This window comes from Streptomyces sp. NPDC001493 (assembly GCF_053597235.1).
The window spans coordinates 86,267-98,018 of record NZ_JBSFHV010000004.1 but is presented as its reverse complement, the minus strand read 5'-3'; the positions used below and the strand labels follow the sequence as shown (position 1 = coordinate 98,018).

Genomic DNA, 11,752 nt, shown 5'->3' with positions numbered 1-11,752 from the left:
CGTGGCCGACGACGACGACGGTGTGCGCGGAGGTGACCGGGGTGATCGCGGAAGCCGTGGAGAACGCGGAAGCCGTGGAAGCGGCGGTGCTGGGTGAAGTCGGGAAAGGGGACACCGGCATCTCAGAGGCCTCCGTCGTCGGTGAGCGGGTGGAGCGGGGACGTACCGGCGGGAACTGTCTGGTGCCCCGCGCCGGACGCGGCCGGACCGCACCGGCCGCTCGTCGTCATGGCCCCGACGATGGGCGGCCGGTGTTACCCGACCGCATCCCGGCTGTTTCCCGGGAGGAACCTTGCGCTCAGCACGGGCCGGGGGCCGGTGTGAGGGCGCGCACGGCGGCCGGGGCGGAGCCGCAGGACGGAGAACCGTGCAGGTCGGGGCAGGTGCGGGCCCTCCGGAGCCATCGCTTAATGTCCTGTGCATGCCTGACATCACGCTGACCACCGTCGTCCTGCTCTGCATAGCCGCGTGCGCGGCCGGATGGATCGACGCGGTGGTGGGCGGGGGCGGGCTGCTGCTCCTGCCCGCCCTGCTGCTGGGACTGCCGCACCTCCCGGCGGCCCAGGTGCTCGGCACCAACAAGGCCGTCGCGATCGTCGGGACGAGCGGCGCGGCCGTGACCTACGCGCGCCGGGCGCCGGTGAAGGTCGGCACGGCGGTACGGATCGGGCTGATGGCGCTCGCCGGGTCGATGACCGGGGCGTTCTTCGCGGCCGGGATCAGCAGCGACGTGCTCCGGCCGGTGATCATGGTGGTGCTGCTCGCCGTCGCCGGCTTTGTCCTGCTGCGGCCCTCGTTCGGTACGGCGGCGGCCGGTGACGGAACGGACCGGCGGGTGGTGACCCGGGCCCGTACGGTCACCGCGATCGTGCTGGTCGGCGGCGGCATCGGCCTCTACGACGGGCTCTTCGGACCCGGCACCGGCACGTTCCTGGTGCTGGCGCTGACGGCCGTGCTCCACCTCGACCTGGTGACCGCCTCGGCCACCGCCAAGATCGTGAACGTCTGTACCAACGCCGGGGCGCTGGTGATGTTCGCCGTACAGGGCACCGTGCTCTGGCAGCTCGCCGCGCTGATGGCGGTGTTCAACCTCGCGGGCGGGCTGGCCGGGGCGCGGATGGCGCTCAGCCGGGGCAGCGGGTTCGTGCGGGGCGTACTGCTGGTCGTGGTGTTCTCGCTCGTCGCCAAGCTGGGCTTCGACCAGTTCTCCGGCTGATTTTTCCCGGCTGGTTTCCCGGCCGGGGGTCCGGCTGGGGGTCCGGCCGGGCGGGCCGCTCAGGCCGCTTCCCGTACGTCCGTCAGGTGGGCGTAGACCACCACGTTGCCCTGGTAGCCGGTGTCCTTCGAGAAGCCGCCGCCGCAGGTGATCAGCCGAAGCGCGGCGTAGGGCGCCTTCCCGTAGACACGAGTGCTGGGGAAGTCGTCGTTCTCGTACACCTCGATCGCGTCGATCGAGAAGACGGCGGTGCGCGCGTCCTCACGTATGACCTCCACCCGGTCGCCCCGCTTGAGCGATCCCAGGCCGTAGAAGACCGCCGGGCCCTTCGCGTTGTCCACGTGCCCGGCGATGAGCGCCGTGCCCAGGGCGCCCGGCCGGGTGCCGCCGCCGTACCAGCCCGCGAGGTCGCGGTCCTCCTCCGGCGGCACGTCCAGGCTGCCGTCCGGGCGGAGGCCGAGCCGGGTCAGCGGCGCGTCCACGTCGATCTCGGGGATGCGCACCCGGACCGGGGTGGACGGGGCCAGCGGCTCGGCGACGGGCGACCCCGGCTGGAGCTGCGGCCCGGCGGCGAACGCCTCCGCCGCGGACGGCTGCGGCGGCACCACCTGGGTGTCCGCACCGTTCTGGATGAGCCAGACCCCGGCCAGCACGGCGACGCCGATCAGCCAGGCCTTGCCCTTGTGTGCCGTCTGGGACACGGTGCCGTCCTCGGAGTTCTCGCGGGAGCCGGATCGGCCGGGCTCCCGTAGCGGTGCGCGGGCCCGTAGCGGTGTACGGGCGTACGGACGCGGGGGAGGGGCCCCGTCAGGGCCCTCCCGCCGGTTCTACGGTCGGCGGGAGGGCCTGCGGGAGGGGCCTGCGGGAGGGGCTTGCGGGAGAGGGGCCTGCCGGAGTTCGGCGGGAGGCCGCGGAAGGCCGCTGGAGACCCCGGAAGGTCAGCGGGAGTCCGCCGCCCGGCGGCGGCGGACCATCCAGACCGTGCCGGCTCCCGCCGCGCCGAGCACGCCGAAGCCCGCCGCGATCCGGGTGTTGTCCGGTCCGACACTGCCGCCCACACCGGTCTGGACGTGACCCCACGGCTGACGGCCGTCCTCGCCCTGGCCCTGGCCCTGGTCCCCGGAGCCACCACCGGTCACCAGCAGCTCGCCCTTGGCGTCCTTGCCGTTGTCGCAGGCCACGGAGATCCCGTAGGTGCCGGGGCGGGTGTCGCGCGGCACGGTGAAGTGCCCGACCGCGGTGTCCTTGCCGTCGCCGGGGTAGAGGTCGAAGTCCCCCGCGTCCAGGGAGTTCGCGTCACCGACGCCCGAGCCGTTCTTGCCGCAGGCGGTGGTCTTCACGGTGACCTTGGCGCCCGGGACGGCGGTGGCCGGGGTGAGTTCCAGCCGGCCCCGGTCCCGGTCGGCGTCGCCCGCGTTGGCGGCCGGGGCGAGCAGGGCGAGGCCGAACGTCGCGGTCGCGGCGAGCGCGACGGCGGTACCGGTCGTGGAACGGAGTGGACGGAGCATGGGAGGTCCTCCGGATACGGGCGCGAGCAGAGCGGGACGCGCCCGGACCGGACGGGCCGGAACAGGACGGGTCCTGCCTCCGAGGTAACGGGCGCACCGGCCCCCATGCCTGCTGACGCGCCTTCAGAACTCACCCGTACGGACCGGCGCGGCACCCTTGCCATGCGTGATCGACGCAGGTCACGGAGGTGGCTTCCCGTCGCGCGGCCCGCACGGAGCGCCTTGGTGCCGAACGGGTGACAGCCGGAAGTCGAGTGTGACGCAGGTCACATGCATGGTCTCCCGGGGGCCGGGCACACGCTGGATATCCCCCCACGGGGTGGCACCCCCCCCGCCACCCCCTGGCAACCGCCCTCACCGGCCCCACCCCCCCCGGGCCCGGTGAGGGCGTTGTCGCGTCCGGGGCCGGGCGGGCGCTCGTCCGCCGGTGCGCTCCGGGTTCTCGTGCTCCGGCTTCTCGTACTGCTCCGGATTCTCGTACTCCGGGTTCTCGTGCTCCGGGTTCCGCCCGCCCGTCAGACCGGATCGGCCGGGGCGTCCCCGTACACCCGCTCCAGCAGATCCATCAGCTCCGCGTCCACGGGGTAGGACCGGTCGTCGATGCGGTGGACGGGCACGATGCCCTGGGAGTTGGTGACGAACGCGGCCCGGAAGTCGCCGAGGCCGTCCAGGGTCACCGGCCGCCGGGCCGAGGGGGACCCGGCGAGGGCGAGCCCTTCCTCCAGCAGCGCCATGGTGATACCGATCAGCGCGGGGGCGTCCGGCCAGACCACGCGATCGCCGTCCCAGAAACCGATGTTGGTGATCGACCCCTCGGTGACCACTCCGCCGGGCGCGGTCAGCAGCGCCTGGTCGTACCCCGAACGCACCGCCAGCCTGCCGTAGTAGGTCTGGCTGAAGTCGCCGGGCCGCTTGAGGTGCGGCAGTTCGCGGGCGTACGCCACCGAGAGGAGGCTCAGCGGCTTCCCGGGCGGTACGGCGGGCGGTGCCACCGTCACCATCAGCACGGTCTTCGCGGCCCCCGGCGGGAGGAAGCCGTGCACCCGCACCGAGGCGTCCCGTACGCCCGCTCCCGACAGGGCCTTGCGCACCAGCTCCCGCAGCGGCTCCGCCTCCAGGTCCAGGCCGAACAGCTCCTGGTTCGCGGCGCGCAGCCGGTTCAGATGGAGGTCCCAGCCCCGCACACGGCCGTCCCTGACCTGGAAGGCCGTGAAGTGGCCGTAGCCGGAGAAGGCGGGAATCCGCAGGTCGTCGAGGGTGGCGGGATGACCGTCGAACTCGACGTACGGGGCGGGCGAGGCAGGGATCATGAAGTCCACGGTAGTTCGTGCCGCGCTGCCGGCGGTCGGCCCGGTCCGTCCGGTTCCGTTCTTGTCCGCTCCGGGCCGTGTCCACGCCGCGGCCCTGCCCCGCCCCGGCACGCCCGCTCGGCCCCGGACGTCACGGAACCATCACCGCCAGGCGAACGGCTGCCGACATCCGCCCCGCGCCGCCCCCGCCGGCGCCATCCTGCCCGCACGCCCGCGCGTGCGCCCGCCTGCGCGCCCGTACGCGGGCAGGCGGGCGGACAGCAGGGCAGGCAGGCGGGCCGGCAGGCGAATGGGGGGATGTATGTCGACCATGTCCGTCACCGTCACCGTCACCGTCACCGCGCCGGTCACGGTCCTCGCCGACGTGGCGCCCGAGGAGACACCGGACTGGGAACGCTCGGTGATCTCCTTCGGCCAGCACGTCGTGGACGCGTTCGGCGTCCCGCTGCACCTCACCACGATGGAGCCGGACACCGCGTTCGGCGTGGTCGTTCTCCCGCTGATCCTGCTGGCGCTCGTCGTGGGCACCCAGGCGCGCGCCATCGTGCGCACCCTCGGGTCCGGCGACTTCTGGCGGGACGGCACCCGGCTGCTCGCGGTCCTCCAGTTCGCCCTGCTGCTCCTCGCCTACGCCTTCTCGGCAGGTCCCCGGCCAGGGCACTCCACCGAGGCCGCCGAAGCCACCGAGGCCGCCGGTCACGTCCTCTCCGGCCAGCTGCCGGACGTACTGCCGCTCGCCGTCGCCACCCAGTGGGCGCTGCTCACCGCCCTGTGGGTGCTGTTCGGGCTGCTCACCGGCCTCGGCGGGTCCGCCCTGGCGGTGCCGTTCGAGACGGTCCGGGGCATGGTCCTGCTCGCGGTGCTGCTGCTCTGCTTCACCGCCGCCTGGATGGCCCCGCCCGCCGGTGACGGTGTCCTCCGCCGGGCCCCCTCGGCGGTCGCGGTGCTCGCCGTGATCCTGCTCTACGGGTACCTCGCCGCCGTCAACCGCGAACGCGTCCTGACCAGCCCCACCGCGCTCCGGCGGCGGGCGGAGGCGTTCGAGGACGCCGAGCGCCGCAGCCCGGACGACCCCGTGATCGCCGCCTTCCGCGTCCACGCCCAGCAGGCCCGGCCGCGCCCCCCGAGGCCCGGCGGCCCCTGGGCGCCCGCGCCCTCCGTGGTGTTCCGCCTCTCCCTGGTGTGGGCGGTGCTGCTCGGGGTGCCGGCGGCGGTGATCACCTGGGTGTACGGCACCGGCCGGTTCGACCCGCCTGGCCTCGGCGCCGTCGTCCGGTTCGAGCTCCTCGTCCTCGGCGTACTCCAGCTGATCATGCTGTTCTCGTTCCGCCGGAGCCTCGACGACCGGGCCCGGGTCTCCCCGGCCGTGCCCCGCCTCATCGACCTGAGCCTGATCCTGTCGGCCGGGCTGCTCGCCGCGACGGAGGCCGCCCGCACCCCGGTGGCGCTCGGCCCCGTACCCGGCTGGCTGCTGATGGCGGGGCCCGCGCTGGTGGTGGCCGGGCTCGTCTTCGTCCTCGGGGTGCTGCCGCACCGGCACCGCACCCCCCGCTGGGGTGCGGCCGTGGCGGCCGCCCCGGTCGCGGCGGTCCTCGTGCTGCCGCTGAAGGCCGGGCTGGTGGTGCTCCTCGACCCGGTGATCCGGCTGCTGGCGCCCTGAGCGCGCTGAGCGTTCTAGGTGGTGCCCGGCGGCCGTACCGGCCGACAATCGGTACCGGACCCCCGGGGCAGCAGCGCCCCGGACCCAGCGCCCCGAGGAGAGCGACCATGGCGACGCCGCCCGCCGCATGGCTGACCGTGCAGACCACGACCGACAGCGAGGAGAAGGCCCACGCCCTGGCCAGGGGCGCGGTGGAGGCCCGGCTCGCCGCCTGCGCGCAGGTCTCCGCACCCGTCACCTCCGTCTACCACTGGCAGAACGCCGTGGAGACCGCCGAGGAGTGGCAGGTGCTCTTCAAGACGAGGACCGAGCGCTACGACGAACTGGAGGAACACCTGCGCGCCGCCCACGACTACGACACCCCCGAGATCATCGCCACCCCCATCGTCCGGGGCAGCGCCCGCTACCTCGCCTGGGTGACCGACCAGACCTCCTCGGCGGTGGCGCTGTGACGACCACCGACCCGTCGCCCGTACCCATATCGCCCGGACCCATATCGCCCGGACCCATATCGCCCGGACCCGTATCGCCCGTGCCCGCATCGCCCGCACCCGTACCCGTGCCCGCGTCCGGCTCCGGGGCGGCCGGCGGAGAGGGGCCGCTGCCCTTCTTCGTCTACGGCACCCTGCGGCCCGGCGAGCACAACCACGACCGGTACGTCCGGGGCCTCGACGTCCGGGAGCAGCCGGCGCTGCTGCACGGCGGGGCGCTCTACGACGGCCCCGGGTACCCGTTCGCCACCGACGGGGACGGTACGGTCCTGGGCACTCTGATCACCGCGGCGCCCCAGGAGTACGGCCAACTGCTCGTCGCGCTGGACCGGTTGGAGACGTACCTGGGGCCGGCCGACCCCCGTAACCTGTACGAACGGGTCGCCCGGAACGTCGAGGTGCCCGGCTCCGGCACCGTCCGCGCCTGGATCTATCTCGCGGCCGCCGCCGTCTCCCGCACCCTGCACGCGAGCGGCCCGCGCATCCCGGGCGGCGACTGGCTCGGCCACCGCCCTCCCCGGAACGGCACGGCGACGCCGTAGGTGGTGTCCGGGCCGGGTGCGGCCACGCAGGACCCGGTGCGGTCCCGGGGCTGCCATGGGGGAGTGTTGAGGCGAGGCGGCACCACCGCAAGCAGTACCGCCGCACCACCCATGACCCCGCCGGTGAAAGGTTCCCCATGCATCGACTCGTCGCCCAGCTCTGGCGGCTCATACGCGGCCCCCTCCAGTGGCGGGTCCTCTGGCTGGCCCACGCCAAGTTCAACGTGGGAGTCACCGGGGTCGTCCGGAACGACGCCGGTCAAGTCCTGCTGCTGAAGCACCGGTTGTGGGCCGCCCAGCACCCCTGGGGGCTTCCGACCGGGTTCGCCGCCAAGGGCGAGGAGTTCCCGCTCACCGTCGTCCGCGAGGTGAAGGAGGAGACCGGACTCGACGTGGAGCCGGGCCGTCTGGTGCGGCTGAAGAGCGGCTACCGGCTCCGCCTCGAAGTCGCCTACGAGGCGCGGCTGGTCGGCGGAACCCTGAAGATCGACGACTTCGAGATCCTGGAGGCGAGGTGGTTCGACGTGGACGCGCTCCCCGACGCGATGCAGGAATCCCACCGGGAGCTCGTCCGGGGCGGCGGAACGCCCTGACCGGACGGTCCGGCGGGGGCGGGGCGGGCGGGGCGGGCGGGGCAGGGTGGCAACTCCCGCCCGCCGTGGCAACTCCCGCCCACCGCACACCCGTCGACTGATAGCCGACACAAATGTTCGCCAGATCGCTGGGAATATTGTTAACAATCCCGTAGCGTGCGTCGCGCCCCGGCCACGAGGCCCAGGTTCCGACGAAGCGCCCCGTGCGGCAAGGGCACGTGGTGCTCCACGAGGGGAGACCCCATGCAGCGGCTCTCGACGCCCTTCGGGCACGACGCGCCCGAACGCCCCACCGTCGTAAGGGAGATGCGGAGCTCCGTGCCCCGCAAGAGCCTGCTGAGAGGCGTGGCGGTCGCGGGCTCGCTCGCCCTCACGGCCCTCGCGGTGCCCTCCTCCTTCGCGGCGACCGGCGGTTCATCGCAGGCCCAGGCGCAGCCCCAGCCCCAGGCCAGGGCCCAGGCGTCGGCCCCGCACGGTGCGCACGCCGTCGACGCGGAGGACGCCGCCCTGGCCTTCGACTCCGCCGCCTACACGACGATCACCGTCACGGTGGACGGGCAGCCGATGAACGTCCGCTGGTACAAGGAGATCTGCTACGTCGCGCACCCCGTCGAGGCGGCGGCCCAGCAGTCCGGCGGGTTCGGCAACAGCACGATCTCCAACACCGCCTGCGGCTACCAGGCCATGAACGTGTTCGTCCCCGAGAGTGCCTTCGGCGACCAGCGGGCGCCGATCTACTTCGCCGTGAACAACAGCGGCTGGATGGCCAGTTACATCAAGGCGAGCGTCACCGGCGGCGCGTCCTACAACAGCGCGACGAGCAACGTCGGCGCCGCGCTGAAGGCCGGTTACGTCTTCGTCGACGTCGCCAACCGCAGCCGCGGACTGCTCGGCGCCGACGGTACGAACCCCGGCAAGGCGCCCGCCGCGGTGGTCGACGCCAAGGCCGCCGTACGCTACCTGCGCCTCAACGACGCCGCCATGCCCGGCAGTGCCGAACGCATCGTCATCAACGGCACCAGTGGAGGCGGCGCGTTGGTGTCGATCCTGGGCGCCTCCGGCAACAGCGCCGAGTACGACCCGTACCTCGCCGGGATCGGCGCCGCGGGCATCGACGCGAAGGGCCGCAGCACCCTGCGCGACGACGTCTTCGCCGTCAACGCGTACTGCCCGATCACCGACCTGGGCAACGCCGACAAGGCGTACGAGTGGCTGTACAACATCCTCGACACCCGCGCCGACACCGGCCAGAACCCGTCACCCGAGGACGCCGCCGCGATCGCCGCCCAGTTCCCCGCGTACGAGAAGAGCCTCGGCCTCCGCAACCCCGACGGCTCGAAGCTCACCGCCGCGAACATGATCGACACCATCAGGAAGGAGGTCGTCCGCTCCGCCGAGACCTATCTGAAGGCCGACCCGGCGAACACGATCCCGGCCCTGGGCGCCACCTTCGACCTCCAGTCCGGCGGCGGATTCCCCGGCGGGACGCCGACCACCAAGTCGTACGTCAACGACTGGATCGACGTCGACACCGCGACCCGCACGGTGCGCTCGGTCGACATGAAGAAGTACCTCGCGTTCGTCGTCGCCCAGGCCACCCTGAAGACGACCCCCGCCTTCGACGCCGTGGGCGTCAACGGGAACACCACCAGCGGCACCGAGACCAACCTCTTCGGCCCGGCGGACCAGAAGTACATGAACTACACCGAGTACAGCTGGGACCACAACGACGTCCCCGGCGACGGCAGCGGCATCGACGACACCGGCCTGACCTGGGACCAGTACACCGACAAGCGCACCACCACCGTGGACGACCAGATCCACCTCATCGACCCGATGGACTTCATCGGCACCGGCGCCGACACCGCCGCCAACTGGTACGTCCGCGCCGGAACCCGCGACCGGGACACCTCGTTCATCGTCTCCGTCAACCTCGACCGGGCGCTCGAAGCGGACCAGCAGGTCAAGGACGTCGACTACCGGCTCGCCTGGAACCAGCCGCACGCCGGAAACTACGACGTGCCCGAGGCCATGGCCTGGATCGCCAAGGTCGTCCGCAAGGCCGGAAACCCGCTGGGCGCAGACCACCGCTGAGGCGGTCCGGCCGTCGCGGTGCTGCCTGTCGCGTTCCGGTCCGTCGCGTTCCGGCCCGTCGTGGACGAGTGCTCACGCCTCGTCCGCGACGCCGGCCGTGGCGGGCCCGGCGGAGGCCCCGGGCCGCAGAGGCAAGGGCTTGGCGTAGCAGCGGCTGAGCGTCTTGTGCTGATAGGGCGGGTAGTTGGGGATCGGTGCGTAGCCGGCGCGCGTGTACAGCGCGATGGCTTCGGGCTGGTGCACCGCCGTCTCCAGCCGCATCTCGCCGTGCCCGAGCGCGGCGGCGACGCGCTCCGCCTCGGCCAGCAGACGGGCGGCGATGCCCCGGCCGCGCGCCTGGGGGACGACGTACATCCGCTTGAGTTCGGCCGCCGTGTCCGGGGCGGGGAAGGGCTGCACGGCGCAGCAGCCGACCGGCCGGCGGTCCGCCTCGGCGAGGAGGAAACGTATGCCGGGGTGGATGTGGGCGCCGCCGGTGCAGGGCTCGTCGGGGTAGCGGGCGGCGAGATCGGCGTCGAGGTCGCGGACGAGGTCCCGGATCCTCGGGTCGTCGGCCGCGACGGTGGTGACGGTGGTGACGGCGGTGACGATCGGGCCGTCGGTGGTCAGGTCCTCGGTGGTCACGGGCGGCAGTCCTTTACGAGCCTTCGGTCGGGGTCGGGGTCGGGGCGGGCCGAGGGCCGGCCGAGCACCAGGTCGAGCTGGGTCTCCAGCACCCGGCGCTGGAGCTCCGGCGGATAGGCGTCGGGATCGGTCACGGCGTTCAGGGCGAGACCGTCCACGCAGGCGACCAGGGCGCGTACCCGGACTTCGAGTACGGCTGTCTCCAGGTCCTCCGGGCAGGCGGCGCGCGTCAGAGCGGTCAGCCGGTCGGTCCAGGAGGCGTGGCTGCGCGTGTGCTCGCCGAACAGCGCCGGATCGTTGCGCGTGGTGAGCAGGAACTGGGACCAGACCACGGCCTCCCTGCGCCGCACCTCGTCCAGCGGCAGGGCCTGCTCGGCCACGGCGTACAGCGCGGCGCGCGGCTCGGGCTGAGCGGGGAGCGCGTCGATACGGGCGGCCATGAGGCGGTGCATCATGGCCCTGGCGTGGGCCAGCAGCGCCCTCTTGTCGCGGAAGTAGTGCGTGACCATGCCGGTCGTGCACCCCGCGGCGGACGCGACCGCGCGCAGGGTCAGTCCCTCCAGGCCGCTCTCCGAGACGACCTGCCACACCGCCTGCGAGATCGCCTCACGCCGCTCCTCGTGGTCGACCTGCTTGGGCATCCTGCACACCTTCTTTGCGTAACGCATGTTTTATTACGAGCGTTACGTTAACACCCTCCAGGTCGGCGGACCTCTGGCCGGTGATGTGACCGGGCGCGCTCTGTGGGCGAGAAGGGGTGAATCCTCCTGCTGCCAGGCCCTGTTGGGCGGCGCGCTCGGATTCGGGCTCCGCCGCCACGGAGCGAACGCCGAGCGGGCGCCCTCGTAGGCTGTCCGTACGTACGGTCGAATTCTGCGAAGTGGGGCACGAGGCGCGTGGCAGGGGCGGGAGCACCGAGGAGGAGATCGGGCCGATCCGGTGGCGCGCTCATGGTGGCGTGTTCGGTCGTCCTGCTTGCGACGGGCTGCGGCGACGACCGCGGTGACCCGCCCCCGAAGCCGGACGCGGGACCCGCGATCCGTACCTGCGTGACCTCGTCCGGCGGCCTGCGGGCCGACCTGGACGGCGACGGCACGGCCGACCGGGTCTCGCCCGCCACCGCCACCGGCACGGAGCTCCGCATCACCTTCGGCGCGACACGCGGAGCCGGGACCTCGGTGAACCCCCGGCAGCTCGTCGGAGACCGGGCCGACGGCACGGTGACCCTGATGGGAGCGGTGGCCGACTTCGACCGGGACGGGTGGCTGGACCTGTTCGTCGCGGCCACCGGGCCCATGGAGGGCGACGACCCGATCGAGCAGGCGGTCTCCGAACTGCGCCTCGGCCCGTTCTCGGCCCGTGGACGAGGGCAGAGCGACCACCACGTCGAACTCGGCGAAACGCGCGCCGTGGGCGTCACCGACTACAACCACGACCGGTACCCGGACCTCGCGGCGTACGTCTACCGGGGCGACGGGACGTACGTCACGGAGGCCCGCCTCGGCGGTGCCGGGGGCCTCGACCGGGAACCCGACGACGCCAACCGGCAGTACACCGCCGACGCGGAGAACACCGACCAATCGATCCCGGACGCCATGCCGGACCCGGCACCGCGCGTGTTCTACCCGGCGTGTGAGGGGGCGGACACCACCTGAGGGGCGTCGGCCCGGGGAGGACGGGGGACAGGAGGCCGGTCTGCTGTCGCCGAGGGGCG

Annotated in this window: 12 protein-coding genes; 7 read left to right on the top strand and 5 right to left on the bottom strand. The window is 73.1% G+C overall.

Going from position 1 to position 11,752, the window contains the following annotated elements:
* Window positions 1–421: 421 nt before the first annotated feature.
* Window positions 422–1,216 (top strand): TSUP family transporter, encoded by a 795-nt coding sequence (locus tag ACWCWD_RS08200; protein WP_450771153.1) that lies wholly within the window; start codon window positions 422–424, stop codon window positions 1,214–1,216.
* Window positions 1,217–1,275: 59 nt separating this feature from the next.
* Here the strand turns inward: ACWCWD_RS08200 and ACWCWD_RS08195 are convergent, their stop codons facing one another.
* The 3 genes from ACWCWD_RS08195 to ACWCWD_RS08185 form a co-directional block, all read right to left on the bottom strand.
* Window positions 1,276–1,917: a class F sortase gene (locus ACWCWD_RS08195; protein WP_450771151.1), complete on the bottom strand. Its 642-nt coding sequence runs from the start codon at window positions 1,915–1,917 to the stop codon at window positions 1,276–1,278.
* Between the two features lie 237 nt (window positions 1,918–2,154).
* The gene (locus ACWCWD_RS08190) at window positions 2,155–2,724 is read right to left on the bottom strand and encodes a hypothetical protein (protein WP_450771149.1); all 570 of its coding nucleotides are present in this window, start codon (window positions 2,722–2,724) and stop codon (window positions 2,155–2,157) included.
* Window positions 2,725–3,239: 515 nt separating this feature from the next.
* Window positions 3,240–4,034, bottom strand: coding sequence for an aminotransferase class IV family protein (locus ACWCWD_RS08185; RefSeq protein ID WP_450771148.1), 795 nt, complete (start codon window positions 4,032–4,034; stop codon window positions 3,240–3,242).
* Between the two features lie 301 nt (window positions 4,035–4,335).
* On the opposite strand from ACWCWD_RS08185, the gene ACWCWD_RS08180 reads away from it, so the two are divergent.
* The 5 genes from ACWCWD_RS08180 (at window position 4,336) to ACWCWD_RS08160 (ending at window position 9,414) form a co-directional block, all read left to right on the top strand.
* The gene (locus tag ACWCWD_RS08180) at window positions 4,336–5,694 is read left to right on the top strand and encodes a hypothetical protein (protein WP_450771146.1); all 1,359 of its coding nucleotides are present in this window, start codon (window positions 4,336–4,338) and stop codon (window positions 5,692–5,694) included.
* 107 nt (window positions 5,695–5,801) lie between these two features.
* The gene (gene cutA / locus ACWCWD_RS08175; protein ID WP_450771145.1) at window positions 5,802–6,146 is read left to right on the top strand and encodes a divalent-cation tolerance protein CutA; all 345 of its coding nucleotides are present in this window, start codon (window positions 5,802–5,804) and stop codon (window positions 6,144–6,146) included.
* 80 nt (window positions 6,147–6,226) lie between these two features.
* Window positions 6,227–6,727: a gamma-glutamylcyclotransferase family protein gene (locus ACWCWD_RS08170; protein ID WP_450771143.1), complete on the top strand. Its 501-nt coding sequence runs from the start codon at window positions 6,227–6,229 to the stop codon at window positions 6,725–6,727.
* 137 nt (window positions 6,728–6,864) lie between these two features.
* The gene (locus ACWCWD_RS08165) at window positions 6,865–7,320 is read left to right on the top strand and encodes an NUDIX domain-containing protein (RefSeq protein WP_450771142.1); all 456 of its coding nucleotides are present in this window, start codon (window positions 6,865–6,867) and stop codon (window positions 7,318–7,320) included.
* A 243-nt stretch (window positions 7,321–7,563) separates the two neighbouring features.
* The gene (locus tag ACWCWD_RS08160; protein WP_450771140.1) at window positions 7,564–9,414 is read left to right on the top strand and encodes a subtype B tannase; all 1,851 of its coding nucleotides are present in this window, start codon (window positions 7,564–7,566) and stop codon (window positions 9,412–9,414) included.
* 72 nt (window positions 9,415–9,486) lie between these two features.
* Here the strand turns inward: ACWCWD_RS08160 and ACWCWD_RS08155 are convergent, their stop codons facing one another.
* Window positions 9,487–10,038, bottom strand: coding sequence for a GNAT family N-acetyltransferase (locus ACWCWD_RS08155; RefSeq protein ID WP_450771139.1), 552 nt, complete (start codon window positions 10,036–10,038; stop codon window positions 9,487–9,489).
* Entirely contained in the window at window positions 10,035–10,679 is a 645-nt protein-coding gene (locus ACWCWD_RS08150) for a TetR/AcrR family transcriptional regulator (RefSeq protein WP_450771137.1), read from the bottom strand. Before ACWCWD_RS08150 ends, ACWCWD_RS08155 begins: the two co-directional genes overlap by 4 nt.
* Before the next feature lie 309 nt (window positions 10,680–10,988).
* Between ACWCWD_RS08150 and ACWCWD_RS08145 the strand changes: the two genes are divergently transcribed.
* Window positions 10,989–11,693, top strand: coding sequence for an FG-GAP repeat domain-containing protein (locus ACWCWD_RS08145; RefSeq protein ID WP_450771135.1), 705 nt, complete (start codon window positions 10,989–10,991; stop codon window positions 11,691–11,693).
* Window positions 11,694–11,752 lie beyond the last annotated feature (59 nt).